This window comes from Acaryochloris sp. CCMEE 5410 (assembly GCF_000238775.2).
Classification (GTDB): Bacteria; Cyanobacteriota; Cyanobacteriia; order Thermosynechococcales; family Thermosynechococcaceae; genus Acaryochloris.
Window position 1 is genome coordinate 1,796,368 of sequence record NZ_AFEJ02000002.1, and the last position, 25,759, is coordinate 1,822,126.

At 46.9% G+C, this 25,759-nt stretch carries 24 protein-coding genes and 1 tRNA gene; 4 read left to right on the top strand and 21 right to left on the bottom strand.

All coding sequences use genetic code 11. The features are described from left to right. Positions 1-10: 10 nt before the first annotated feature. The 13 genes from ON05_RS29055 to ON05_RS29115 all read right to left on the bottom strand — a co-directional run bounded on the left by ON05_RS29055 (position 11) and on the right by ON05_RS29115 (position 16,370). Positions 11-1,519, bottom strand: a complete 1,509-nt coding sequence (locus ON05_RS29055) for a lipopolysaccharide biosynthesis protein (protein WP_029315088.1) — start codon at positions 1,517-1,519, stop codon at positions 11-13. 34 nt (positions 1,520-1,553) lie between these two features. After that, the gene (locus ON05_RS29060; RefSeq protein ID WP_010471430.1) at positions 1,554-3,845 is read right to left on the bottom strand and encodes a polysaccharide biosynthesis tyrosine autokinase; all 2,292 of its coding nucleotides are present in this window, start codon (positions 3,843-3,845) and stop codon (positions 1,554-1,556) included. A gap of 10 nt (positions 3,846-3,855) precedes the next feature. Then, on the bottom strand, positions 3,856-4,980 hold the full coding sequence (locus ON05_RS29065; RefSeq protein ID WP_010471428.1) for a glycosyltransferase: 1,125 nt from the start codon (positions 4,978-4,980) through the stop codon (positions 3,856-3,858). Between the two features lie 458 nt (positions 4,981-5,438). Beyond that, positions 5,439-7,253: an ABC transporter ATP-binding protein gene (locus ON05_RS29070; protein ID WP_010471426.1), complete on the bottom strand. Its 1,815-nt coding sequence runs from the start codon at positions 7,251-7,253 to the stop codon at positions 5,439-5,441. A gap of 704 nt (positions 7,254-7,957) precedes the next feature. Further along, complete coding sequence (locus ON05_RS29075; RefSeq protein ID WP_175307196.1) at positions 7,958-8,098, bottom strand: hypothetical protein; 141 nt, start codon at positions 8,096-8,098, stop codon at positions 7,958-7,960. Positions 8,099-8,388: 290 nt separating this feature from the next. Continuing rightward, positions 8,389-10,356 carry a lasso peptide isopeptide bond-forming cyclase gene (locus ON05_RS29080; protein ID WP_029315087.1) on the bottom strand — a complete coding sequence of 656 codons (1,968 nt, stop codon included), beginning with the start codon at positions 10,354-10,356 and terminating at the stop codon, positions 8,389-8,391. Between the two features lie 20 nt (positions 10,357-10,376). After that, entirely contained in the window at positions 10,377-11,594 is a 1,218-nt protein-coding gene (locus ON05_RS29085) for a cupin domain-containing protein (protein WP_010471419.1), read from the bottom strand. Next, the gene (locus tag ON05_RS29090; RefSeq protein ID WP_010471418.1) at positions 11,584-12,489 is read right to left on the bottom strand and encodes a hypothetical protein; all 906 of its coding nucleotides are present in this window, start codon (positions 12,487-12,489) and stop codon (positions 11,584-11,586) included. The genes ON05_RS29085 and ON05_RS29090 overlap by 11 nt, the downstream gene beginning before the upstream one ends. Before the next feature lie 129 nt (positions 12,490-12,618). After that, entirely contained in the window at positions 12,619-13,542 is a 924-nt protein-coding gene (locus tag ON05_RS29095; RefSeq protein ID WP_010471416.1) for a hypothetical protein, read from the bottom strand. 14 nt (positions 13,543-13,556) lie between these two features. After that, entirely contained in the window at positions 13,557-14,165 is a 609-nt protein-coding gene (locus ON05_RS29100) for a 2OG-Fe(II) oxygenase (RefSeq protein ID WP_010471414.1), read from the bottom strand. 70 nt (positions 14,166-14,235) lie between these two features. Beyond that, the gene (locus tag ON05_RS29105; protein WP_010471412.1) at positions 14,236-14,694 is read right to left on the bottom strand and encodes a lasso peptide biosynthesis B2 protein; all 459 of its coding nucleotides are present in this window, start codon (positions 14,692-14,694) and stop codon (positions 14,236-14,238) included. Beyond that, positions 14,678-14,983 carry a lasso peptide biosynthesis PqqD family chaperone gene (locus ON05_RS29110; RefSeq protein ID WP_010471409.1) on the bottom strand — a complete coding sequence of 102 codons (306 nt, stop codon included), beginning with the start codon at positions 14,981-14,983 and terminating at the stop codon, positions 14,678-14,680. Before ON05_RS29110 ends, ON05_RS29105 begins: the two co-directional genes overlap by 17 nt. Positions 14,984-15,170: 187 nt before the next feature. Further along, entirely contained in the window at positions 15,171-16,370 is a 1,200-nt protein-coding gene (locus tag ON05_RS29115; protein ID WP_010471407.1) for a M20 family metallopeptidase, read from the bottom strand. Positions 16,371-16,568: 198 nt separating this feature from the next. On the opposite strand from ON05_RS29115, the gene ON05_RS38765 reads away from it, so the two are divergent. After that, complete coding sequence (locus ON05_RS38765) at positions 16,569-16,982, top strand: DUF4279 domain-containing protein (RefSeq protein WP_010471405.1); 414 nt, start codon at positions 16,569-16,571, stop codon at positions 16,980-16,982. Between the two features lie 103 nt (positions 16,983-17,085). On the opposite strand, the gene ON05_RS29120 is transcribed toward ON05_RS38765, so the two are convergent. Next, on the bottom strand, positions 17,086-17,985 hold the full coding sequence (locus tag ON05_RS29120) for an ADP-ribosylglycohydrolase family protein (protein ID WP_010471403.1): 900 nt from the start codon (positions 17,983-17,985) through the stop codon (positions 17,086-17,088). 249 nt (positions 17,986-18,234) lie between these two features. Between ON05_RS29120 and ON05_RS29125 the strand changes: the two genes are divergently transcribed. Beyond that, a tRNA-Arg gene (locus ON05_RS29125) sits at positions 18,235-18,308 on the top strand. A gap of 63 nt (positions 18,309-18,371) precedes the next feature. Continuing rightward, positions 18,372-19,016: a tRNA (guanosine(46)-N7)-methyltransferase TrmB gene (gene trmB / locus ON05_RS29130; protein ID WP_010471401.1), complete on the top strand. Its 645-nt coding sequence runs from the start codon at positions 18,372-18,374 to the stop codon at positions 19,014-19,016. Here the strand turns inward: trmB and ON05_RS29135 are convergent. Continuing rightward, complete coding sequence (locus tag ON05_RS29135; protein ID WP_010471399.1) at positions 19,009-20,304, bottom strand: glucose-1-phosphate adenylyltransferase; 1,296 nt, start codon at positions 20,302-20,304, stop codon at positions 19,009-19,011. The genes trmB and ON05_RS29135 overlap by 8 nt on opposite strands. Positions 20,305-20,392: 88 nt before the next feature. After that, positions 20,393-21,793 (bottom strand): 1-acyl-sn-glycerol-3-phosphate acyltransferase, encoded by a 1,401-nt coding sequence (locus tag ON05_RS29140; protein WP_010471397.1) that lies wholly within the window; start codon positions 21,791-21,793, stop codon positions 20,393-20,395. Between the two features lie 85 nt (positions 21,794-21,878). On the opposite strand from ON05_RS29140, the gene ON05_RS29145 reads away from it, so the two are divergent. Continuing rightward, positions 21,879-22,571 (top strand): RibD family protein, encoded by a 693-nt coding sequence (locus ON05_RS29145; protein ID WP_010471395.1) that lies wholly within the window; start codon positions 21,879-21,881, stop codon positions 22,569-22,571. Positions 22,572-22,619: 48 nt separating this feature from the next. On the opposite strand, the gene rpsF is transcribed toward ON05_RS29145, so the two are convergent. From rpsF to ON05_RS29170, 5 genes are all read right to left on the bottom strand, one after another. Beyond that, positions 22,620-22,946 (bottom strand): 30S ribosomal protein S6, encoded by a 327-nt coding sequence (rpsF, locus tag ON05_RS29150; protein ID WP_010471393.1) that lies wholly within the window; start codon positions 22,944-22,946, stop codon positions 22,620-22,622. Positions 22,947-23,117: 171 nt separating this feature from the next. Beyond that, positions 23,118-23,807 (bottom strand): EAL domain-containing protein, encoded by a 690-nt coding sequence (locus ON05_RS29155; RefSeq protein ID WP_010471391.1) that lies wholly within the window; start codon positions 23,805-23,807, stop codon positions 23,118-23,120. A gap of 276 nt (positions 23,808-24,083) precedes the next feature. Next, complete coding sequence (locus tag ON05_RS29160; RefSeq protein ID WP_010471389.1) at positions 24,084-24,578, bottom strand: Tic20 family protein; 495 nt, start codon at positions 24,576-24,578, stop codon at positions 24,084-24,086. A 115-nt stretch (positions 24,579-24,693) separates the two neighbouring features. Further along, the gene (locus tag ON05_RS29165) at positions 24,694-25,209 is read right to left on the bottom strand and encodes a Tic20 family protein (protein ID WP_010471387.1); all 516 of its coding nucleotides are present in this window, start codon (positions 25,207-25,209) and stop codon (positions 24,694-24,696) included. A gap of 145 nt (positions 25,210-25,354) precedes the next feature. Further along, positions 25,355-25,561 (bottom strand): hypothetical protein, encoded by a 207-nt coding sequence (locus ON05_RS29170; RefSeq protein ID WP_010471386.1) that lies wholly within the window; start codon positions 25,559-25,561, stop codon positions 25,355-25,357. Positions 25,562-25,759 lie beyond the last annotated feature (198 nt).

Consider the following 25,759-nt stretch of genomic DNA (forward strand, 5'->3'; position numbering starts at 1 on the left):
TGCCTCTCCTTTATGCCGCCTTTAAATCAGACATTAATTGTTGCAGATCCCCGAGGATGCGCCTGCCTTTGGGAAGTGTGACTAAAGCCGTAAAAAAGCTGCAGACCGTCACGACAAACGCAAGACAGCACCCCCAAAAAGGCTGAGGTTGAACAAAGTATCGTAGGGTTCCGAGGGCCAAAAGGGTCCAAATCGTCGCAAAGCCAAGGGGAGCAATGGTTATATAGAAGTCTTTCGTTTTGACAGGCCCCTGTCGCCCCACCACAAAAAATAGTAAGGGCATCGTGATACCTAGGGCGACACTGGAATAAGAGATGGCCACCCCCAGAGCCTGCCAGGGTAGGCCAACCCCAAACGAGAAAATGGTAATCGTCGAACTCAAAAGGCCCCATCGGAATAAATCATCCGTTCGATCTTGGGTAATAAATAACCAGCCTACAGAATTGGCGATGGGCCGCATCAGCCCTGAAATTCCCAGTAATGCAAAGATGGCGCTGGCACCGAGCCACTGAGAGCCCAATAGCACCTGAATCAGCCAATCTGATGCCGCAATCATAAATAGGATAATCGGCAAGGTCAATAGCATGAGTTTTTCTAAGATGCGCAAATAGACTTGTCGATATCGATGCGGGTTGTCTACTAAGCGACTGAGCACGGGAACGGCCACATTGGTGATCGGAGCGTTAATTTGGCTAATCGGCAAAAGCAAGAGTTGATAGGCTTTAGCGTAGAGTCCTAATTGCTGGGAGCCCCAAAACTTACCAATTAACACGTTGTCCAAATTGAGGGACAAGTAGTTCACAATACTGAAGCCAGTGATATTGCTGCCGAAGACCATCAGCGATCGCATCTCCGTATTCCAGGTGGGTAAACCCGGCACCCATCGACAGGCTATCCAAATGCCCAGGGTATTGACGCTAATCGTCACCAGGGAAAGGGCAATCAGTGACCAGTAGCCCCAACCGAACCACACACATAGAAAGGCCGCACTCACTCCAGAGAACTGGGCAAAAATATCGTTAAAAGCTAAGGCGTTGTAAGACATTTGCCGCTGGAGTAGCGCCGTATGTTGCACCCCTAAGCCCCCCATGACAATGCCACCGGCTAAAGCAATGGTAATCAGGGTCAGCCTCGGCTCATTGTAAAAGCCAGCGATCAAGGGTGAGAGGCAAGCCGCGAGAATTGCAACTCCTAAGCTAAAGCTCACATTAATCCAGAACAGCGTACTGACCTGCTCATGATTAATGTCTTCTTTCTGGACCGTTGCCATGGATAGACCCAGATCTTTGAAGATCGTCACAAAGCCCATGACTGCGGTTACCATCCCCACTAAGCCATAGTCATTCGGGGTTAAGAAACGCCCCAACACAACATTGGCCACAAGGGTCAGCGTAAACTTCAACCCTTGAGCCGTGATCGTGGTGGCACCACCTCGCACAGCGCGTTGCTTTAAATTGCCTTGCAAATGCTTTGTACTGAAGAAAGCATCTGCAGTATGGTTAGTCTTTCGGATACGCAAGGGTTCGGCCTGATGATTCGGTCGACAGACTCACTTAAGCTTTTAGGTAAGCATAATTTTTGTGGGTGGGATTAACGCCATTTGCCACGAGGCCAATCACATTCAATTTCTTGTGAGCAGAAATTGCTTTCGATAATTCTAACCGGGTGACTTGTTTCATCCGCCCCACCATCACAACACCATCGCACCCTAAACCGATGGGAATGGTATCGACAACGCCCAAAACGGGCGGACTATCAATCAAAATCAAGTCATAGTTATTTTCAAAAGCTTTAAGCACATCTTGCATCCGTTCTAAGCTCAGCAGCTTGACTGGATCAGCCGATAGCGGCCCCGCCGTTAACACATCAATGCTGAGATCAGACGGAGGCAAGGTACCTGGATCTAGTTCAGACTCATCCCACCGCATATACACCCATTGCGGAGTCGTCTGAAGCTCTGCCAAGGTGACATTCCCATTGAGCAGGGTTGATAGTCCTTGGTGGTTATTCAAGTTAAACATGTAGTGCAAGCTTGGATTTCGCAAATCCGCATCAATCACAAGGACTCGTTGATCTAAGCGGGCAGCACTAATCGCTAGGCCTAAGGCCAAGGTTGATTTGCCTTCTCCAGCCCCAGCTGAAGTAATCATCAAGGTTTTGTAGGGATTTTTGGTTTGTAACAGCTGGATGTTGGTATAAATCAAGTCCAGAGATTCCCGCAGGGGCTGCCACTGAAACAGTTCCGGGGTCGTAAAGGTGGGGCTTTGGGTTTCGGCTACCGGCAGAATAAGCGAATCACGCAAGTCAGCGTTTGAAAGTTCAGGAATCGCTCCCAGTAAAGGCAAGGGGAACTGATTGCCCAAATCATCTGAGTTATGGAACTTATCGTCCATCGCCTCGCGCACAAAGGCCGCGAGCCCCCCTAGAAATAATCCCACCACTGCGCCCAACATCAAGTTACGACGGGCATTGGGGCTAATTTGCACTCCCAGTTGGGGGGCCTCGACCACTTGCCAATCAAAGCCACCTCGAGCAATCTCTAACCCCAGCTCTTGCCGAGCTTCTAGCAGCTTTTGCAACGTTCCTCGCCGAGTGGAAACTTCTGGTTGAAGGCGATTGAACTGGGCTAATAACTCCGGGTATTGCTTCAGTTCAGCGGTTAATTTCGCTTCGGTCTGAGCTAAACTGCGATCGCGTGCTTGGAGGCTCTGTAGGTTTTTCTGAAGCTCACTCAACTGCCTAACGAGGGATAAATCATTGTCTCCAAACTGGCCAGCATTGAGCTGATTCTCGCTGGTGGGCAACTGCCCTGCATCGCCCCCTAAGACCCGACCGACTTCCTGCTCTAGTAGGGCCAATTGGTCTCGACGTTGATTGAGTAAGTTGAAAATGACGGGATGATCTTCCGTTAAGGTTTGGCGTTGTTGCGCTAGCTCTAATTCCGTTTGCTGAATTTGATTCAACAGGGACTGATACCGAGTCGATTCACTTAAACGAGCTGATGTTCGGGCTTGCTCTGGGGCTAGCTGAATCTGCCGCTGCACACTGGTATAGCTGGCATAGGTTTCCCGGTATTGAGCATCTAACGCCTGTCGTTCGGTTTTGATCCGATCCAAAGCCGTGGATGCCGTTTGGGCTTGGGTGGCAGGGTCAATCACATTGGTGCCACTGCGAAAGGTCTTTAGAGCCGCCTCTGCTTCTAAAACGCTGCGGCGAACCTCTGGCAATTGCTTATCAATAAACGCTAAACCTTTGGACAGACGGAGCTTCTGCTGTTCTAAATTGTAGAGTTGATAAACCGCTAAAACCGTTTCTAAAATCTCTTGGGTTTTTTCAGGCTGAGTACTGATATAGGTGGCTTTTAAGACTTTAGTCGCGACCTTGCCTTTACCTGTACTATCTGGGGCATACACAGGACTAAAGGACAAGGAGGACCTTAAATCCTCAATGGTGATATTTGGATATTCTGTTTGTAGGCGTTCAACGGCCCTAGACAAAACTTCCGACCCCGCCAACACCTGCAATTGCGTTGTGAGATCCACTTGAACGTTCGGATCAGCGAATCGATTTTCTGCCGTCTTCGGCCCTAAACCATTGGGTTTGGACTGATAGTTAGACTCCACCAAAAGCTGCATCGTGCTTTGATACAGGGGCTGAGTTTTCAAAGTTAAGAATATAGAACCAGCGATGGCACCGACAAAGGCACCTAAAAACCAAAATTTCCGCCGGACCAAGATAGAAAGCAGATGTCCATAACCCCAGTCCTTATCAATGGTTTGGGCAATTAAAGCATCTTGTTGATGAGTAAGCTTATTAGGGGGTTTATATAAACTGCTTTCAGTCACAATCTGTATTTCAACTTATAGAAGGAACAAAAGAATTTTGATTAATGGTTTGGGTCGGATAAATCTGGTTAATAACTTGATGGATTTTTTGAAAAAAGACGGGCTCAGAAAAGTGTGACAGGGCATGGTCACGGATATATTGATAGTCCCATTCGATCTGTTGCGATCGCACAAGCGCTGCCTGCAAGGATGAGGCCGTTTGTTGATGGAAAAACACACCTGTTTGACCTGGAACTTGGGTATCGATAACACCACCTGCACCAAAAGAAACCACAGGTGTTCCACTCGCATTGGCCTCAACGGGAACCAAACCATAATCTTCCAGTGCCGCCACGACCACCGCTTTAGCTTTAGACATCAGATGACAGCGTTCGGCATCAGAGATATACCCTAGAAACTCGATATTTGACTTAGCGCGTCGTTCCAAATGCTCCCGTTCCGGGCCATCTCCCATAATTTTTAACGGCCAACCTAACTGATTAAACGCATCAATAATAACGTCAACACGCTTATACCCCAACAATCGGGCAGATACCAAGAAAAAATCCTCTTTTTGGTCTGAAAAAGAGAACTTAGAATTATCAATTGGGTAATTAACTACTATCGCTTGTTTACTGTAAGTCGACTGGATACGGCGGGCGACTTCAGTAGAGTTAGCAATATATAGATCAGGTTCTTGGGCATAGGCCAGATCAGCCCTCCTCATCACCCGAAACATTTTTTCTATAAAGGGGTAGAGATGCTGATAATCCGCATACTCCCGCAAATATGTTTGGGTATCCCACAGGAAACGGGTGATGTTATGGCAAAAGCAGATATGTTTGGCATCCGGTCGGGTGCGCACCGCTTTGGCAAAGCTGGTGCTACTGCTAATGATGAGGTCATATTTCTGTAAATCTAACGCCCTAAACGCTGGGTAATAGAAAGGTGCCAGCAACCTAAAATACCGAGTGGCTCCGGGTAATTTTTGCAGAAGGGTTGTATGGACGAGGCGATCTCCCAACTCTATCGTTTGCTGAGGATCATAGAGGGAAGTGAATATATCTGCACTGGGGAAGTGACGACACAACAGCTCGAAAACCCTCTCAGCGCCTCCGCGCTGGGTCAGATAGTCATGAACTAGGGCAATCTTCATAATTTCGTTCGTACTTTACCTGCTACTTCACCAGAACCCTTTGTTCAATTTTTAGAAATCCAACGGATGTGGAGGAATAGGCTCGACAATATCATGAGCTTGACAATACAACACTTCGTAAAAGGATACCTTAAACATTAGAACTCTTGCTTCATAAAGACTACAAAACCCCATTCAATAAGTAGCGCAGCTATTTCACTGGTCACCGCATGGGTTACCTACTTTATGGGCTTCAATCTCAATATTTATTGAGGAAAAGGAGGTAGTCATTCTAAATTTTTCTTTCAGCAATAGTTCCTCGCTTAAATCGTGAGGGGAAATAATGTTTGAAGGTATTGGAAGTAAGTGAAAGTCTTGAGAAATTGGCTTAATTAGCCCACTTGCACCTCAGCAAGATCAGTATAGCGTGGCATTTTTCCCCTCGCCAGATAATTTAGAAAGTTTTTTGCTGTGACCGGTTATCGATAGTTCTGGGCTTGGGTTTCAAACATCGATGCATAGACCCCGTTGAGGTTCATCAACGTATGATGATTACCTTCTTCAACCATGTAACCTTGTGACATCACATAGATATAGTCCGCCATCTTGACCGTCGACAATCTGTGACTAATCAAAATAGCGGACTGATCTTGCATAAGTTCTCGAAACTGCTGGAACACCTCATACTCAGCTTTGGGGTCCATGGCACTCGTCGGCTCATCCAAAACAATCACTTGAGAATCCCTCAGAAAGGCACGCGCCAGGGCGATTTTTTGCCACTGCCCAATACTGAGTTCTTCTCCTTGATCAAACATCTTGCCCAAAACAGTGTCGTACCCTTGAGGTAACGACTGAATCACTCGATCGGCCCCGGACAGCTGAGCCGCCGATCGGATTCGATACTCATCAGCTGGTCTCTCAATATTCCCTAACTGGATATTATCTCGGGCTGTGAAATGATATTTAGCATAATCTTGAAAAATGACGCTGATATGGCTTTTTAGCTCAAGCTTACTAAAGCTTTTGAGATCGATGCCATCAATTGTGATACTTCCCTCAGTGGGATCATATAGTCGGCAAAGTAGTTTAATTAATGTCGTTTTTCCAGAGCCATTCTCGCCCACCAAAGCAATAACTTGACCTGGCTGAAGCTTTAGAGAAACATTGTGAATTGCTTTACGTTCGGTCGTTGCATATTGAAAGCTAACATTATGAAAAACCACACCAGTAGCCAAAGATTTTGGAAAAGGTTGTGGACATGTTGGCTCCAAAACCTTTGATTCTATATCTAAAAATTCATATAGATTCGCTAGGAACAAATTATCTTCATAAAGCCCAGACAGACTCTGTAACAAACCCCTCAGACTATTTTGGCCTTTTTGTAGCGCTTGATAGTAGAGGACTAAGTCCCCCAACTTAAGAACGCCTGCCAAAGTTTGCTGAACCATATAGACAAAAATGGCAAAGACAAACAGCCCTGCAATCACCTGAGCACCAAAAAAGGCAAAGGACCGTTTAGAAACTATCCCTACTTTTTCCTTGTAAATAAGTTCTCGTAGTTGGGAATATCTATGTTTGAAATGCTCTCCTAGATTGAATAGCCGAATTTCTTTGGCGAACAAATCACTGGTTTGTAACCATCCCAAATACATTGCCTGCCGTTCTAGCTGAGTACGACGACGTTTCCAGTGGTACATTACCCCTGCAAATTTCATCCGCACCAATACAGTCGGAATCGCAGCCACAAACAGCATTCCGACAATGCCCCAATGCAGGGCCAACAATAACCCCAACATTGCTAGTAATGAAATTGAACTTTGCCCTGCTAAGGCCAACCGTTCCAAGATGCGGGGAGGCCGATAAGGCGCTTCTTGTTGGGCGCGCTGCAGAGCATCATAATACTGGGCATTTTCGTAATACTCTAAGTCAGCCGAAATCGATTTAGAGTGGATAATGCCCTGCATATAATCCGTGACTCGCTGAGCATGGGCAATGGTAACTAAATCTGATAGAGAGGCAAAGAGGGTCGTACTAATCGTCAAACAAGCGGCAACGATCAATAAAGGCACGATATCGTTGAGCGCGGCTGCTCGGTTCGAAAGTGCCAAACTAATCGTCACTTGATCGACAATTAGCTTAGTCATATAAATAGAAAATAAGGGTAGTATGCCCTGAATGATTACCAAGCCAATGCGTGCCAAAGTCCAGTTAGGACTGCTTTGCCAAACCAGTTTTAAAGCTGGGATGAAGTGCAAAGGGCGTTTAAATCTTGCTTTGATAAATCCAGTCAGCATAAATTGCCATGTGACAATGCGTAGTGCGAAACTATCCTAACCCTGTAAGCAGAACTCAGCGAGGGAGATGATCGATATAACCGACCTTCACTACAAGTCTGGGTCAAGAGAATCTGCTATGCCGATCACAAAGTCGAAACCTCTGAAAGACCAACCAACAGATTAAAAAGACGAAGTCGAGAGGACCATAACTCAGCCTAAAAAGACAGCATCACATAAGCTAGGACTCTTGTAGCAAAGCTCAAATCGTTAATACTTGGCATGCCCTACTTAGGAGGGTGCGATTTTTTCCGTTTCAGCTTAAACAAATAGAGCCAGCATTTGGAAGGCTGACTCTACTCGCTTCAATATTCAGTTGAAAAATAACTGAAAAGGATGACTATGACGTTACATCATCAATATCACCAGCGGGGATTGTCCCGAAAGGCACATCTGTAGCATTCAATGACGGTGAATTCTTAGTCATATCCTCTACGCTGCCGTACACCTTCAATTGGGGTGCACCATAAGTTCTCTTCATGGTCTTAGCTTACTCCTTACTTAATCTGTGGCTGTTTTAGCATATGCAAGCATTTGCAAGTTAACAGCATCTAACATTAGTCAATTAGGTGTTTTACCCCCCAGGTCAGCTGTGAAACAATTCACGCTGGACCAGGACGCCCATATTCTAGCAACAATCAAAAATTAGTGACTGGATAAAATGACTAGGATGTAATGTCGTCAATATCTCCGGCAGGAATGGTTCCAAATGGCACATCAATAGCATTGATTGATGGCGCATTCTTCGTCATATCTTCTACGCTTCCGTAGGTTCTGAGTTGAGGTGAGTCATAAAATTTTTTCATGGCCTTAGCTTGCTCCTTAAGTCATCTACTTTTATCAGCTGTTCTGGTTTACTTATATGGGTTTCCATACAAGTTGACAGCGTCTAATTAAATTTAATTAGGTGTTTACCCCCCAGGTCAGCTGTGAAACAAGTTTCTAGCCGGACCTTGATGCCATTATGTGAGGCATTACCCAGAGGGTAAATGTACCAAACAGACATCAATTCAGCATACAAATCCAGTTAAGCTATTATAGCTTCTCAAATTTATTGGGGGCATTCCAATCCTTAAATATTCATAAGATTTGATTGCTATGACAGGAATTCTAAAGGATTGTCCCTTAGATTGGCTTGTTGTAGCCAAAGAGTCAGGTTGACGGCAATCCATATCAGTAAAGTATCGTTAGCTTCGGCTTCTCCCCTTTGCCATCGCTGAACTAGCTGACTTAGCTCTTGCATATCAAGAAACATCTCAATGGCATCAGGTGGATGACTGAGGACTTGATGGATCAGGTCTATGCCGTACTTTTCTAGAGTATGGTCAAACGCTGTGCCCAAATTTCCTTTACCGGCACGCCATTGAATTTGGGGAGGGAGAATACCGTCCAGTCCGCGTCGGATAATCAACCGCGTCCAACCATTTTGCATCTTTTGCTCTTCGGGTAGAGAGACACAAAATTCCACCAACCGCTTATCCCAAAAGGGGAACCTCAATTCCACTTGGGAGGCGGCAGCGGTTCGATCCATTACTTCTAGGGTCGCAGAGACTAAGCCAGATGTAACGTCAACGATATGTTCGTGACGCTGGGAAGGTTGGGCACCAAAGCGCTGACGACGCAGGTGTTTATAACGCTGCAGCACGGATGCTCGATCAACAAAGTCTGGGGTGAGGGGGATGGCCCATGGCCTAGCTGGAGACGCCTCAGACGTATTCTGCTGCCCACGGGATTGCCAGGTTTTGACTTTACCTAAAATTTTGGTAATCTTTGTTTTTTTTAGGAGGGGATTGATGCCAAATTTACGGACATAGGACCGATACAAGGGCCATAAATCGTAACCAAAGCTTTGGCAAAACCCCTTCATCTCGCGCCATAACTTGAACCACCGCCCTGCTTTGGCCAAGGTGCGTAAATACCCAACACCATGGGATACCGCCTGATCACCATCAAAGCCATCCAATAACACCCTGACCGATTGGCTTTGAGCGATTTGATATAAGGCATGGGTTAAATGAGCGTTACAGGCAAATAAGGGTTCGTCTTGGAGAGCCAGCATATGCTGATAATCGGTCCAGGGGCTGAGTTGATCGCCTTGTACATACTGAGGCTCGATGGGTCGCTGATGAATCACGGCATTCATAAATTCCTGCTCATCAGATGCCGTAATTTCATTAAACACGGCGGAGAAAGTGGGGAATTTAGTGGTCTCTTGCGCCTCCTGTCTCAACTGGGCTGTCATACAGGTAATCGAGGAAGAATCAATTCCGCCACTTAACATGGTGCCGATGGGAAATGCACTTCTCAGACGGCAGCGCACGGCTTCGGTGAAAATGGATTGAAACTGTTCCGCATAGGCTTGATCGGAGTCCAGCTGAAGTTCAAAATCAGGATCGAGGGACCAATAGGCTGAGATGTTCAGACTATTTTGGCTCACTGTCATCCGATGGGCAGGAGGGAGACGAACAATCTGCTCATAAAAAGTCGTTTCTGCATCAAATAGCATCAGGGTCAGATAGTCAGCGACCCTGGTTTCATTGAGGGCTTTAGGCACTTCTGGCAAATGAAACAGCGCTTTCATTTCGCTGGCAAAGGCAAAGACTTGTTCGGAGGCATAGTAAAAGAAGGGCTTGACGCCAAAATGATCGCGAGCACAAAACAAATGCTGTTGAGTTGCATCCCAAAGGGCAAAGGCAAAATCACCCAAGAGATACTCAGGGCATTGTTCGCCCCATTTTTCGTAGGCAGCAAGAATAAGGGCGCTATCGGTAATCACTGCTGAGGGAGACTCTTCCAGACCCAGCTGGATCATTAGGTCCGCACGATTATCAATCCGGGCATCTGCCGTCAGCACTAAAGTTTGGGACGTATTGCTGAGGGGGAGGGTTTCAAACCGGGATTCTGGGGTGGTCTGTAATAAACAATGACCCAAGCCAACCCTATCTTGACTCCATTCATTGGTTCCATCCGGTCCCCGATGGGACAGGGATTGGACCATTTGATGCAAATAATCACGCCTTTCAGGGAGAGGGTGAGGATATACAAAGCCAGTAATTGCGCTCATGGGGGCAGAAGGATCAAAATTTAGACATCAGAAGCGGGGGCAATCTCTTTAATCATCAAAAATCCCTCTTGGATCAAGTTCTGGGCTAAGGACAATCGTCCAGCATCGTTAATCAAGCCACCGATGTCTTTGACGGCCAGATAGGGATGGTCAATTAGATCGGTCAGAGAAGCCGCTAGAAAAATAGGAAAGGTTAGACTTTTTTGGTAGAAGTTCAAAGCAATTTGGGTTGGACTTCTATCAACGGAGAAAAGAATATTAGGTCGGCGGGCAACAACAGAGTTGAGATTGAGCTGTGACAGATGAAGCAGATCTTGGAATCGACCTTGGTCTTCAGATTTGCGATCGCACAGAAATACCTTATGCTTCCGCTCTACCAGCTCTTCCGTCTTCACTTTACTCATTAGGGCCTGACTCAGGGTTTGAAACGACTCATAAAAAGCCTGCTGTTGCTCAGAACTGGAAAAACCGTGGGGAATCGCTTTCCGAAAAGCTGGGTCAGCCTGGGCGATGGTGACCAACTCCTCTAAGAGTTCATAGGCGAAGGTGGGATATAACCCTAGGGATGCATGCACGGAGGTGGTCTCTTGACTAGCCGCTTGATGGACTACCCCCCGAGGAATATAAAGCAAATCACCGGGCTGGAGCATCACCGTTAATTCTGGCTCCGCCAGTTCATGGCGGCCAATACTTTGATCTCGGATGTGAGAGGGAAGCTCAACAGGGGAATGGTAGAGTTTCCATTCCTTCGCCCCCGTAATTTGGAGAATAAACACATCATGTTCATCGTAATGAGGGGCTAAGCCCTGGGCCTGGGGAGGCGTGATATAGATATTGGTTCGTAGCTTAAACTTCAGCTCGCATTCTAGGGCACTACAAAAATGTCTCAGCTTGGGAATTTTCTTATGCGCCCCATTGATGGTCAAGGTTAAGCCCTGATGCAACAGGCTATAAAGCCTGTCGTTATTAATAAAATACTGTTGGGATTTTGAGTGGCGATCGCACCAGTCTTCCAGGCTGAGCTTATTACCCTGATCCACTAGGCGAAAGTTATTGTAATCCGCCAACAAAGCTTTGTTTTGCAGCAGGAGATCGATGTCATCTGGGTTTAAAACAGACTCATAAAATGAGGCATCATTCCTTGGCAAATACAGGGTTTTTGTTTCCCAATAAGTCTGGAAAAAATCCTCAATCGTGCAAGGAGAGATTAAACGGGCAAATTGAGACTCAACCTTCATGGGCCAGGATGTGATTTTCAACGAGGGTAGCAATGTCCGGCAGTAAGTCGAGGGAGGCTGGCCGTAAGAGACGCAAAAGCGGCACCTGTTGAGCCAAGAGCATTAGTTGCTTAAAATGGTTGGCTCCTCGCTCCTGCAATAAAGTTTGCTCAAAGCGGGTGACATAGGAGTTTTGCATCAAATGTTGAATAATCTCCTGGGGCGGTAACGGCTTAATGGCGACTTCATCCCCCTGTCCCAGCACAAAAATATATCGCAGGGGCAGAATGTCAGACATAAAGCCAGAAGAGAGCTGATGATTGCGCTTTTCTAAGCGGGCCCCTAATCGCGGTAAATCTTCGGGCTGCTTGCCAATACAGGTGACCGCATCAGGCCACAGCTTAATTTGTGGAAAGGCAGGCTGCACCTGAATTTGATGGCGTTGGACCTCTAGGGCCACCACATCATCCGCAATCAAGCTATGGCCCCGATCATGCAAGGTTGCTGCCATCGTGGATTTGCCCCATCGCTTTTGACCAATAAAGGCCACTGCTTCTCCTTCTAACGCCACAGCACTGGCATGGAGGACCAAAAATCCGCGTTGATGCAGCACAACTCCCATGATCGCCCCCAGAATAAAGAGTCGGAGACGATCCTCATCGAGATCAATCTCTAGATCAATCAGAACATCCTGGCCTTCCTGAATCAAAAACGTACCCACCCCTTGCCAATATAAATACATTCCTGAATCGGTATTTTGATAGCAATGCAGGGTGTTTCCCGTCTGCAAAGGACTATCGGTAATGGCATCGAAATGAATCCAGACATCCGCATCCGTTGCCAGGGTGGGAATCAGTTCTGGCAGTTTAATTTCAGACTGAAGGGTCAAGCCATAGGCTGAATAAAAGTGGGACATAGCAATTAGCGGCTATCCAGACTCAAAGAATAACGTTTTTAAGGGATTTTTGCCTTCAGCAGTCAGGGTGACCTATGGGAGCAAAGTAGCAGATCATCAGCGGGACAAACCTGCAGATTGAAACCGCCCTTACCGTTGGTCCCTAGGCAGTAATTTCTTGAGTTTGGATCTTAGTTTTTTGAGCAAGGGTTGAGGGGGTTGAGGCTCGTTTGCCGTAAACAGTTTATAAATTAATGCTTCGAACCGGGGATTTGGCGCCATAGAGTCCGGATGAATGATGGCATCTAAATTCAAATTAAAGGTTGGCAACTCATTTAAACCTTGGTTCCCTTGGGTATGACTGCCTTGAGTGCCAATATTGGAAATCAGATTGACCTTCGGTACAACGGTGAGACCGTCCTGAGCGAGACAAGAATAAAACCATGGAATATCCCAAACCTGTTGGTTCTGATAGGCCCAGTCAAATAATTGGGTCACCCAATCCGTGAGGGCCTGTTGCTCAAAAAATTGGGGTTGGGTTTGCTTGAACTGGGGCCATCCCGTCATTTTGAGGTCGTTGTCTTGCCACGCTCTGCGCCAAGAGGCCCATCCCCAAGACACAAAAAATTTAGAGAAGGCATAGGTCTGGGGAATAGAAAGGGTATCTCGCAAAAAATTACTCCCCGAGATGGTCTTGACTTGGGATTGATGGCGGTATTGAGCTAACATCGCTTGGCAAAATGGGAAAAAGCTGGGATGGGGAAGACAGTCATCTTCTAAAATGATTGCTTCTTCCACCTGAGAGAACACCCAATTTAACCCCTGGACATTACAACACCGCCCTCCCAAGTTCGAGTCGGCAAAACGAGTGAACACCTCGCATTCCCAATTCACTTGATCAACAATCGCTCTTGCTTGTTGGCATAAATCGTCATCCTCAGGCACATCAGCTCTCGGACCATCCGCAACGATAAACAAGGTTGACGGTTTGACTTGGGCAATCGCCGCAAATACCTGATGCGAATAGTGCGGACGATTGAAAATATGAAGGGCAACGGGAGTGGGAAAAAGCATGGGAGAAGCAGAATTCAGACAAACCAGCTGACAATGGTGAAGCGCTCACCGTGGGTGACCGGTTTAACTTCATGCCAGAGATCGGATCGGAAGGCGATCAGCTGGCCTTGTTCCGGTTCTAGGGGAAAACCATAGTTTTGACCGCGAGCATCGTTGAGTAATCCGTAGAGGGCTAAGGCTCCCCCTCCAAAGGTCTGAGGTCTAGGCTCAGCAGACATGCCGTTGAGAAAAATAATTAAAGACACTAATCGATTTTTTTCAAACTTGGAGCCCGGTAGGCTCGGATCGATCACATCTCGATGCAGGCCAAAAAAGTCGCCCACTTGATAGCGGTAGCAGGAGGGAGGTTCAAGGGCATGGAGTTGAACCTCAAAATGAGTTTCTAATCGCGGTTTGATGGCCATTAAGCGCTCACGAATACCCTTGATCGTGGCTGGGCTGATTTGCAACTGGCCTGTTTTCCGCCGACTATCATCGGTCACAGCCTCCCCGTATCGGGTAAGACGAGCAGGCTCACAGGGGCAGGTCTGTGCTTCCGTGAGGTAAGACTCACAGAATTGTGGTTCTAAAAAGTCAGGGTCTACAAATACTCCCAAGCGTTCAAAAAAGTCAGCCCTTGGCATTGCTCTGAACCTTTTATTCAGTGATAAAAAAATATTTAATATTTTAGGTCAAGTCCCCAGAGGATGGGACTTAGATTTTGGACTCAAACGATGGCATCGGCGTAAAGCGAGATAAGTCCTTCACAAAACCCATGATCACTTGCCCTTGTAGTTCAACCCAGGCATGGGCTTCAAGGGAATGATCCTCTGCTTTTGCTACCCCAATTTTTAGCTCGGGTTCATAGCCTCGTCGGCAAATTAAGACTTGCGTAACAAGGGCTCGGGCTAAACATTTCACGTGTCCTGGCATAAAGCGGCTACTGGTATTCACTGCCCAGACCACTTTTCCGACAGTTCTACGACTAATCTTTCTGAGGGTAGGGGGTTGATAGTAGGCAGGGGGGTTGTGAAAATTGACCAGCCATTTCTGCAGGATTTTGAAAGGGAGCAACCACAATCCCAATCGAACCAAACCCAACAAAACGTAGGTTTTGATCAGGAGAGTGCGATCGCAACTTTGCAACCGCAAAAATTTAAGCAGTGGCGACATCTTTGATCTCAATCAAATCTGATTCAACCATTTCATTTAGCAACCTGAGGACATCTTGTTCACACTGATCTGACTCAACTTCGTACTGGTCCAAAATTTGGTCGCAGATGTCTTTAACGGAGCGAGGTTGCTGAACTAAATTCCAAATACTTGCACCCACTTCATTCAAACCGAAGTACATTCCTGTCTTCAGGTTGAGAATTACTGATTCCCCTGCTAAGTCAGATGAGACTTGCTCTGGGGTCGCAACAACCGTTGTATTCGTTGAAATAGTGGTAGTCAAACTCATAACCCTTTAAAACAATTAAATAATGCAGATTTCGTATAAGTTAGCACAGATATTTTATATTTATCCGTAGGAATTAAAACATTTAAGGATTAGCTTTGGCGTGATTGTAGCCCTGCTTTCCGCTAAAAGACCTAGACCTATTTTAAACGGTATTGATGATGCCACTGCCAGACTGTATTACTGCAACTTACTGATTGGAATGGCAGAACTTTTCAACGCAGCGCACAAAAATCTCCACACCCATAGCTAAGGCAGTCTCATCAAAATCGAACTGGGGATGGTGATGGGGATAGGCTAAGCCGCGATCGGCGTTGGCTGAGCCTAAAAAGAAGTAACAGCCCGGCACCTCTTGTAAAAAGAAGGACATGTCTTCTCCACCCATGGTTTGGCAATTGGGAACCACGCCTGTCGGTGTTTCAATCACTTCAGTACTGACGGAGCGAATCAAATCTGCGATCGCAGCATCGTTAATCACGGGGGGATACAGTCGCCAGTAATTGAGGTCGTAGGTGGCTCCCCAGCTTTGGCAAATCCCTGTGAGAATATCCTGCATGCGTGGCTCAATCAGATGGGCCAATTCTGGATCAAAGTAGCGAACCGTACCGCTCATAAAGCTGGAGTCAGCAATTACATTAGACGCGGTACCTGCATGGAGCTGTCCGATAGTCACTACGGCTGAATCGAGGGGATTGACATGGCGAGCCACAATCGCTTGCAGGGCGTTGACGATTTGAGCGCTAATCACTACTGCATCAGTGGTTTGATGGGGCATGGCTCCATGGCCTCCCTTGCCCTGAATCTTGCATTCAAATAAATCCACAGCAGCCATCAGTGGACCCGATTTCACCCCAACCGTACCGAGGGGAAGGTTATTCCATAGGTGGAGGCCAATAATGGCATCGACTTGCGGGTTTTGCAGAACACCTGCTTCAATCATGGGCTTGGCCCCACCGGGAGACTCTTCCGCAGGCTGGAAAATGATCTTGACCGTACCGGCAAAGTCTTGGCGATGCTGAGATAAGTAGCGAGCGGTTCCTAGGGCAATGGCCGTATGCCCATCATGGCCACAGGCATGCATCACTCCATCATGGCGTGACCGATAGGAAACCGTATTCTCTTCCTGAATGGGCAAGGCATCCATATCGGCGCGAATGGCTAATACTGGCCCCAGTTGCTCTCCAACGATGGTAGCCATTATGCCCGTTTCAGCAATGGCAGTTTGATGTGCAATGCCCCATTCTGTCAGGCGTTGAGCAACAAATTCAGCAGTAAGATGCTCTTTGAATCCAAGTTCTGGGTATTGATGCAGATGCCGTCGCCAAGACACCAAGTCCAGTTGTTGGATATCAGAACGAATAGAGGTATCAGATGGAGGAGAAGACAGCATGATGCTTTTACCAAAGCGGGGAAATGGCCTATTACCTTCCTAGAATACTATTCCTAGAATTTTCAAAACCGTTAATCCAAGAGCCATGGTGGCTACAATCACCAAGAGAAGCATGGCCTAGCTTGTTGTTTCAAATAGGGATGTAGCATTCTTGTGTATAACCATTAGAGAAGCATTCGTTCAAAAATTATTAGTCTGTTGACAAAAGATAGTGAGATTTACTTTGCATACTCTGCTTCACTTCGTGTTATTGATGCACCGGAGCTCCACGCCGAGATTGAAAAGGTGACTGGTTTGAAACCTTCACACGTCCACATCAGAGGCGAGAGCGTAAATAAAAGATCCAAACGTCGCTGGGAAAACGACATCTGGCTTCTATCATCTCCATTGCAAGAGACAGTCGAATTATCGGAACATCTCAACTGGTTGTGGCAACAAACACAACCACATCAGGTCTATCTTCGCTCCCTCATAAAATCTGGCGTGAAAGTAGATATTTTTTGTGGCTACAGATCCAATTGTGACCACAGTGGGTTCGGAGTTAACCCCAGTGCAATTGAGATTGCTAAGGAGTTGGACGTCAGACTAGAATTCTCCGTTATTATTACGTGATAAATATTTTCAACCCAGTATGTGGTGTTGTGGTCAAATATACCCTGCATAAAACAAGCGGGCCTTGTGTCCTGGACTCTTCACATGCCTCAAATATAGGGCTTTAAGTCACAGCATATAGCTGATCTGCCAGTGTAGAGATCTCATTTTTCATCGTTAATCGATCTAGCCAATGGCTAGGAATACCCTGCACACCATAGAAAGCACCTGCCAACTGCCCACAGATAGCAGCCGTAGTATCCGCGTCATCTCCTAAATTAGTCGCCTTCAAAACCGCCTGTTCAAAGTTTTCTGAGGTCCAGAAACACCAAAGAGCCGCTTCTAGACTTTCGACCACATAGCCTGAACCGCGAATCTCCATGACTGTTTTACGTTGATATTCTCCCTTAGCGATAGCTCGTATCGACCGAGAGGTTATCTCATCTAAATCATGTCCGACTAGAATTTCTTCTTTTTTAGCCCCAGAAAGCGCCCGGAAGAGCATGTCGCCAAATAAGCGACTGGCCTCAACACATTCCGTTGCTCCATGCGTGGTGCGCGAACTTTCGCCAGAAAAATACACGGTGCGATCGCGATCGGGGTAACAGAACATTGGTACCGGAGCCAAGCGCATCAAACACCCATTCCCAGCCGATTTGGGATGTGTAGAACCACTAAACGGGTTCCCTGTCTTCTTGTATTGGTTTAAAGCTTGTGTGACCGTATTGCCAATATCAAAACAGGTGCCCGTACTGCTCAGATAGCCGTTCTCATACCAGTCACAATAGCGATTCATTTGATCCGCCGCATCAAATTGTCCCTTTTCAATCAGACTCGTGGCCAGACATAACGCCATGGAGGTATCGTCGGTCCATTGCCCCGGCTCCAGATAAAACGGACCGCCGCCCACCATATCGGTAACAGGTGCAAAAGTCCCTCGGGGTTGAAATTCTACAGTGGTGCCAACTGCATCGCCAACCGCCAGTCCTAATAAACATCCTCTGAATCGTTCGGATATATCCATTCTCTGCTCCTCAAATCCATGACTGCTCATTATATTCGGCCAAAAAATTTGAAGCGATATCAATGGTATGGACTGCAACCCACCCCTCATCTATGAAGGTCGAGGTAGTAAAAGGTTACTTCATTGCTTGCTCAGGCTGGGTGGCTTACGTCATTGCCATTCAAAATCACATCACCCTGAGCTTAAATCTGCAAACAACCTAATCTTGTTTCAGAGCTGGAGAATCTCTGCTAACATAAATACGCTTTAGGGCTTGTAGCTCAGTGGACTAGAGCACGTGGCTTCGGACCACGGTGTCGGGGGTTCGAATCCCTCCTGGCCCGTTTTTAATCAACTCAAGTGCCATCGCTTGAGTTGATTGTTGTTTCTTGAGTTAACCTCACAGTATGGGTGTTCGAGTTCGTCAGCACGTTAACCCCCTGAGCAAAAAATTCCAACATGCGATCGCACCCCCGGATTGGCCTGCAATCTTCGCCCAGCCAGAGCAACCCCTTTACTTAGATATTGGCTGTGCCCGTGGGCAGTTTTTACTGGAGATGGCTCAACTGCGCCCCCACCATAATTTCCTAGGCGTCGAAATTCGGCGGCCCATGGTTAAATCTGCCCTGAAACGTCGGGATGCCTTACAACTCACCAATCTCCATTTTCTGTTCGGCAATATCAATACGTCCCTCGATTCTCTAGTAGGTGCTCAAGCGGTTACGGGTGTGACAATCCAATTTCCTGACCCTTGGTTTAAGCGTCGCCATCAAAAACGGCGCGTCGTCCAACCCCAGTTAGTGAATGAACTCGCCATTTGCCTTAAACCAGAGGGATTATTGCTGATCCAATCAGATGTGTTGGAGGTGGCGATTGATATGTGCGATCGCATCGCCGAACATCCTGCCTTTACAGGCACAACACCGCCCCACCATTGGCTAGCAGAAAACCCTTTCCCCGCTGCAACTGAGCGAGAAAAGTTGACTTTATCAGAAGGGTTACCGGTCTATCGTTATTTATTTCAAAGGCGAGTCGAGCCAGAGTCTAAATAATCGTGTTATCCGGAATCTCAACATTCTTCAGCACCACAACAATACCGCTGCGGATGTAAAAGCCATGCTCCTCCTGGTTGGACTCCTCAACATTGTCCTTATTGACGATTTTGACGTTGCGGCCAATGCGGGCATTTTTATCAATAATGGCGCGACTAATCTTTGTATTCTCACCAATGCCGATGGGGATACTCGTATCACCCATTCCTGAGGCCCGCTCTGCAAAAGGCTGATAATAGTCAGCACCCATCACCAAAGCATTATCCAGGGTGCAGCCGGATTCGACCCGCGATCTCACGCCCAATACCGAGCGATTAATCTGGCAATTTTTGATAATGCAGCCTTCCGCAATCATCGATTCCGTCACATGGCAATCGAGCTGCTTGGTCGGAGGCAAGTAGCGAGAGCGGGTGTAAATAGGCGATTTTTCGTCATAAAAACTAAAGGGAGGTTGAGGCTGGCGGGTTAACGCTAAGTTCGCCTCATAAAACGCTTCAATCGTCCCAATATCTTCCCAATAATCATTGAAGAGATAGGCTTGGACATTGTAGTCCTTCGCTGAACTAGGGATAATCTCCTTACCGAAGTCGGTGGAATCCGGTGAATTCTTGAGCAGATCAATCAAGACATCTTTCTTAAAGACATAGATGCCCATTGAGGCAATAAACGGCTTTTCTTGGGCTTCTTCTGGGGTCAGTCCGAGGGTGGTGGTATCCACCTTCATCCGCTCCAGTTCTTCGCCTTGGGGCTTCTCACTAAAATCAACCACACGCCCCGACGACTCATCAATTTTCATCAAGCCAAACGCAGGGGCACGATAGGCATCAATGGGCAGTACAGACAGGGTAATATCTGCATTCGTACTCCGATGGCGCTCAATAAAGACGCTATAGTCCATTCGATACAGGTGATCCCCAGATAAAATCAGGATTTCATCCACATCCCGCTGTTCGGCAAACATCCACATATATTGGCGAACAGCATCTGCTGTTCCTTGAAACCAATTGGGATTTTCAGGGGTTTGTTGAGCAGCCAGCACCTCAGCAAAACCATCGCTAAAGCTGGAGAAATGATAGGTTTGGGAAATGTGGCGATTCAAAGATGCAGAGTTAAACTGCGTCATCACATAAATTTTGTTGATTTCCGAATTGATACAGTTACTCATCGGAATATCAATGAGGCGATACTTACCTGCTAAAGACACCGCAGGCTTTGCACGCTGCTTGGTAAGAGGATATAGGCGTGTACCAGCACCACCACCCAAAACAATTGCTAGAACTCTATTCATACTTTAAATGACACCTTCACTGCCTATCGCCTCCACACTCCAGTGTCGGACGGTCCGTTACAGTTGACAAGGGCAAATTAGTTAAGAGCTATGGTTCGATCGCGTTCAAATCTTCCAGGGCTGTCTGAATAGATTGAGTCAATTCATCCACGGCTTTCTTGGCTCCCTTGCGGTTGGCACTATAGGTAGGCCACAAGTCCGTCACGGATATGGGATCGCTAATGGTCAGCTTCAAGGATTGGGCACCGAGCTGTGGTGGGGAATGGGAATCGCCTCCCTGCATGAAGGTCATGATTTTCCACACAATCAGCACAATCTCGGCAAATCGATCCCCCGTTGGTTTTTCCAAAATATAGTTACCACTCACCATTGTGAGTCGCTCAACCATGCGCATATGTCCGATGCGGAGGCTTGCCTCTTGGGCTAACCAATCCGCCATGCCATGCTCCAAGGGGGTCAGCTGCTCCAAGTCTTGCCGATAGATGCGATCAAAACTCGCCTGTTCGAGACGTCGGCAGCGATCCACGATCTCCCCTTTGGCCGTGATGCCGAAATAAGATTCAGCAGCCTGCAGGGCAATATCTAATTGTTGCTTGAGTTGAAAGGCCAGTTTGGCATTGCGATCAGACGGATCATAGGGCAATGGGTCCACCACGGGCCGAGACAGATGATAGTACTTGCTATAAAACCGATCCATTTCAGCCAACAGACACTCACCCAAGCGCAGGACTCGACCATATAAAACATCTTTTTCAGGATCCTTAAGTAGGCCGGATGGTATCACTTCGGCAGTCAACTCCATTTGATCTTCTAGCTGCCCAAGTAAATTCTTAATCGCTTTCCAAGGCGGAGAAACATACCGATACCGAATCCGTAACGGCACAATATAAACCGATTCCGACCGGTTCGCTTTTAGTAGATCTTCGATACACCAAAAGCCCATTTGGGCGACCCCTGGCTCTAGCGGACTCACCAGCTCATTATGTTCGTTGGTGCCTCCTTCTGGAGCGATGGCAATGGGATAAGGGCTATTGGCAAAGATGTCCCGGGCTGCTCGCAAGCCCACCCGATCGGCTTTCCCCCTCAGAATCGGTGTCCCCCCCAATCTCGGGAATAACCAAGACACAAATTCTCCTGCCCACAACGGAATACCACGGTCATACATAAAGTGGCTGTAGGTGGGTCTTTTAAACCGAATACCCGATTTGTGCGCTTCCTTGGGGACGAGCCGCCACAGCATATAAGACATGGCAAAGGGATCTTTGGTACTAGGATGCCGGAAGGCCATCAAGAACCGAGTATTACCGGCCTGGAATTCTTGGTACAGCTTGACTAAAACCTCTAAGTTTTCGGCCTCGACAGACGTCACAGAGAGTTTCCAGGGCATCCAGACTGGTAACAAAAATCGGACAGTTTCGATCACCCAAGGCGTGAGACGTTGCGGAATAAATGCTAAAGGCGGTTGAGCTTTAGAAACGAACTTGGGCAAGGATAGCAGCTCCCTATTCAGGTTTAGTTGATCACGCTACCCTAAGAGAATAGCTTGTTTATATTGGACGACAAGACTGAACTGTATGGCCGAAACACCCCTCCAGCGACCCACGACAACCGTTGTTTTGGCGATGAGTGCAGACGGCAAAATTGCCGATGCCCAACATTCTCCCCCTGAGTTTGGGTCTGATGAAGATTATGCCCATTTAGAGCGACAAGTTGCGGCTGCAGATGGCATACTTTTTGGATCGGCCACCCTCAAAGCTGGGGAAACCGCCATGCGAGTGGTGACCCAAGCTCTCATTAATGCCCGTTTAGAACGAGGCCAGCCCGAACAACCTGCCCAAATTGTCTGTACGCGGTCGGGGGATTTAGACCCCAACCTTAAATTCTTCCAACAAGCCGTCCCCCATTGGTTGGTCACCACCCAGGCCGGTGGCCAATCTTGGCAAGGGACCTCCCATTTCGAGCAAATTTTCACCTATGAAACGGCTGACCAATCCATCGATTGGGGGTCAACACTAGCAGCAATGCCTGCCTTAGGCATTCACAAAATAGCCGTCCTAGGGGGCGGCCAAATTGTGGCTGCCCTATTGGCGGAAGATCTGATTGACGAACTTCACCTAACCGTTTGCCCACTCTTAATTGGTGGAACGTCCACTCCCACCCCTGTGGCAGGTCAAGGCTGGCTACAGCAAGATGCACCTGGGTTGGAGCTGCTTTCTGTTAAGCAAGTTGAGAACGAGTTGTTTTTGCACTATCGTCGTCGTCGTTAGGAAGCGTCTTCTAGCGCAATACTCGGGGTCAGGTTTTGCTAACCACGATTACTCTGAATCAGACTCGTCTTCATCTGCATTGGCGGTAGGACCCTCATGCTTAAGAGTCAGGTAGCGAATTACCTGTTCGCTAATGCGCATTTCACGTTCTAATTTTGCGATCGCATGCCCCTGACCGTTGTAGTTCATCTGGATATAGACGCCTTCACGGAAATTCTGGATCTCGTAGGCCAATCGACGCTTGCCACGGTGTTGAGTATCAATGTCCTCAACCCCTTGTTCTTTCAGCAGGTCTTGGTATTTATTAATCGCCTGATCCAACTGCTCTTCGCCTAAGTCTGGGCGCAGGATATACATGGTCTCGTAAGCAGTCATTCAATTCTCTCCTTATGGGCTTGAGGCTTCTTCAAGCTAGCTGGCAGTGCTCACAGGGAGCCACGCACGATCCAACTCTTTAAGAAGCAAGGATCTAGAATTCTAACATTCAATGCCCTGGCAAAAACCATCTTTTACCTCTCTGGCACCAAGGAATTTTTCAGGCAACCCCTAACCAGGAGACAGATTTAAATGAGTGGTAATCGACCTGAAACTAGGTTTGGCAAAATAATAGCCTTGAAATAGCTGAATATCCATTTGCTTGAGCACAGCCAATTCCGCTTCGGTCTCTATCCCCTCTGCAATAGGCTCAATAGCTAGCTCACGACAGACTTGAATAATCCCTCTGACAATGGCTTGCCGACCTTTATCTTGGTCAATATTACGGATTAACGCCATATCCAGCTTAATAAAATCCGGCTGAAAATCAGCTAAAAAGTTCAAGCCAGAATAGCCAGCTCCAAAGTCATCTAATGCCGTTTTAAATCCTAATTTTTGGTAATGCTCAATGATGGCGCGGACATGAGCATAGTCCTTCACCTTCTCAACTTCCGTTAACTCAAACAGAATTTTGTTCAATGGGAAATTGAATTGTTTAGCCGTTTCGATCGTAGTACGAATACAAAGATCGGGCTGATAAACGGCATTCGGAAGAAAATTGATACTGACCATTGACTGGATTCCCAGCTCAGCCGCTAGCTGAATCGCCCGAACTCGGCAGGCTTGGTCAAAACGATATCGACTTTGATCGGTCACCTGGCCAAGAATACTCGCCGCCGACTCATTATTAAGACCACGAACTAGGGCTTCTTGCGCAAAAATAGTGCCGTTTCCCAAGTTCACAATGGGCTGAAATGCCATTGTGAAGTCAAACTGCAGTTCAGGCGTACTCAGACACCCAGAACATCCCACTGACAGAGTTTCTTGATCCACCACGATAGTGTTTTGAAATCACAGATAAAAAACCGAAGCTACCGCACATGGCTATTGACTAGGTAGAAATCCATCTCATCCAAATACATGGAATCAAAATCTCAGCGATATGCAGATATGGTTAGTGTGCCCCAAAAGGACGAACGCACCACATAGAAGCCGTCCACCCATATTTCTTTCTACAGCGTTAGATCACGCAACGATTTAGATCTGCATATTAACCGCATTTGAAATCGCAGGAATCTCAGCATATTGGCCTTGAACAGTTTTAAAGACACTGTAAGCAAACGTTGCGAAAATACCCAGAAAAATAGTGTTAAATAGCGTTTCAGTCAACAATTCAAGCTGAATTCCCTGACTAATAATCGGTAATACCAAATTGCACACCATTAATATGAGATCGAGCAAAATCGCCTGCAACACATTAAAGCGAATAAAACGGCTTATATTTTCATTCCGAACAACGGCAAAAAACAATCCCATAAATAGGATCAAGCCAGCAAACGGAATCAGCCGAATAAATTGGGCATAGATTTGCACAAACGGAATGATAGGCAATAGGCCAATGCTAGTAATCGTGGGGAATTGGCGCATAATGTACTGACCATCACCATAGACAATGGCATCCATCAAAGGCAGTAAATAAGGCAGCGCACCAAACACTCGTTCGGACCAAGGGGTTGAATCATCCCAACTCATTGCATCGTCTCCCAAATTATGGATTCATACCGTTTCATCAATGTAACGTATCTCCATTCCTGTTTTGGGAGACGCAACAAAAGACCTAACAATTGGCTAGAACTATAGCCAGAGGCTAATCACGAGTTTGAGCATAAGCTGCATTAGAAAGCAAAGGCACTTCAGCATGATGTCCTCGCAACGATTGCACAACTGAGAACACCACTATGCCTAAGGTTCCTAGGAATAAAACATTGAACAGTACCATGACAAATAGCCCGCCTCCTGGAGTCGCGCTACTAAATGCACTGCCCAAAATCCCCACTAACCGCAGAATCCACAAGATCAGAGATAAAGAAATACCGAGCATGATCGCCTGCATAGCGTTGTAGCGGATGAGGTGACGAATACGGTTATTCCTAACAACACCAGCGTATAGACCCATAAAAACCAACAGCGGTACAATAGCCAATCCCCCACCTCCCATGTGATAAATGGGCATGAGCAATTCTATAGGGTAAAACAGCACTCCTAACAAGGGAAATTGACCGAATAAAAAAATGCCAAATGGGTACGTATTCAACAAAGGTACTAGAAACGGTAAACAGGACTGAAGCCGCTCTTGTGTTGTTGTTGCTCCACGCCAAGCCATACAAGCCCCTCTTTCAAATGTGGATTATGGATAATCTTCACTCACTATAAGGGATAGTCCCCAATCGCTGAGTTCCCCTGATATTAAGTCCTTGAACATCCAGCAACAGCGGTCGGGTGGGTCTACCTGCAGCAAAGCTGCCTCCCTATCCTTCCACTTCAGCCACTCGAAATCCCATTTGGCACTGGTATTGCTTCAGCTGTAACTCAGTTTCTGAAATTTGTTCTAATAAGTGACCACAGCACAATTTGTTTTGGTGCCATCGAGGTTGCCCCTGACGATTGGCCAGTAAGCAAGACTGACAAACGACTTGAGGCGAGAGTAATTGATCTTCAGTTAGGATGACTAACATTATCAACCTCCAGACACTTGGATCAGCTCTAGCACTATTTTAGGCGACTCATCTGGGAGTTGTCTGCTGTGAGCTGTTAAGAATTACGCAAAAGGGTGAGCAGAGTCTGTCATTTTTCTCAGCCTCCAGTCACCTTGAGCCGAGGTGTTAAGGACGCTTATAGGCGTTAAGATGATTACTTTAAAGATCGTTGTTATC

Excerpts from the sequence above, each read along its gene's own strand:
- ON05_RS29065 (WP_010471428.1), bottom strand. The coding sequence starts at position 4,980 with ATGAAGATTGCCCTAGTTCATGACTATCTGACCCAGCGCGGAGGCGCT.
- ON05_RS29070 (WP_010471426.1), bottom strand. The coding sequence starts at position 7,253 with ATGCTGACTGGATTTATCAAAGCAAGATTTAAACGCCCTTTGCACTTC.
- ON05_RS29075 (WP_175307196.1), bottom strand. The coding sequence starts at position 8,098 with ATGAAAAAATTTTATGACTCACCTCAACTCAGAACCTACGGAAGCGTA.
- ON05_RS29080 (WP_029315087.1), bottom strand. The coding sequence starts at position 10,356 with ATGAGCGCAATTACTGGCTTTGTATATCCTCACCCTCTCCCTGAAAGG.
- ON05_RS29085 (WP_010471419.1), bottom strand. The coding sequence starts at position 11,594 with ATGAAGGTTGAGTCTCAATTTGCCCGTTTAATCTCTCCTTGCACGATT.
- ON05_RS29090 (WP_010471418.1), bottom strand. The coding sequence starts at position 12,489 with ATGTCCCACTTTTATTCAGCCTATGGCTTGACCCTTCAGTCTGAAATT.
- ON05_RS29095 (WP_010471416.1), bottom strand. The coding sequence starts at position 13,542 with ATGCTTTTTCCCACTCCCGTTGCCCTTCATATTTTCAATCGTCCGCAC.
- ON05_RS29100 (WP_010471414.1), bottom strand. The coding sequence starts at position 14,165 with ATGCCAAGGGCTGACTTTTTTGAACGCTTGGGAGTATTTGTAGACCCT.
- ON05_RS29105 (WP_010471412.1), bottom strand. The coding sequence starts at position 14,694 with ATGTCGCCACTGCTTAAATTTTTGCGGTTGCAAAGTTGCGATCGCACT.
- ON05_RS29110 (WP_010471409.1), bottom strand. The coding sequence starts at position 14,983 with ATGAGTTTGACTACCACTATTTCAACGAATACAACGGTTGTTGCGACC.
- ON05_RS29115 (WP_010471407.1), bottom strand. The coding sequence starts at position 16,370 with ATGCTGTCTTCTCCTCCATCTGATACCTCTATTCGTTCTGATATCCAA.
- ON05_RS29120 (WP_010471403.1), bottom strand. The coding sequence starts at position 17,985 with ATGGATATATCCGAACGATTCAGAGGATGTTTATTAGGACTGGCGGTT.
- trmB (WP_010471401.1), top strand. The coding sequence starts at position 18,372 with ATGGGTGTTCGAGTTCGTCAGCACGTTAACCCCCTGAGCAAAAAATTC.
- ON05_RS29135 (WP_010471399.1), bottom strand. The coding sequence starts at position 20,304 with ATGAATAGAGTTCTAGCAATTGTTTTGGGTGGTGGTGCTGGTACACGC.
- ON05_RS29145 (WP_010471395.1), top strand. The coding sequence starts at position 21,879 with ATGGCCGAAACACCCCTCCAGCGACCCACGACAACCGTTGTTTTGGCG.
- rpsF (WP_010471393.1), bottom strand. The coding sequence starts at position 22,946 with ATGACTGCTTACGAGACCATGTATATCCTGCGCCCAGACTTAGGCGAA.
- ON05_RS29155 (WP_010471391.1), bottom strand. The coding sequence starts at position 23,807 with ATGGCATTTCAGCCCATTGTGAACTTGGGAAACGGCACTATTTTTGCG.
- ON05_RS29160 (WP_010471389.1), bottom strand. The coding sequence starts at position 24,578 with ATGAGTTGGGATGATTCAACCCCTTGGTCCGAACGAGTGTTTGGTGCG.
- ON05_RS29165 (WP_010471387.1), bottom strand. The coding sequence starts at position 25,209 with ATGGCTTGGCGTGGAGCAACAACAACACAAGAGCGGCTTCAGTCCTGT.
- ON05_RS29170 (WP_010471386.1), bottom strand. The coding sequence starts at position 25,561 with ATGTTAGTCATCCTAACTGAAGATCAATTACTCTCGCCTCAAGTCGTT.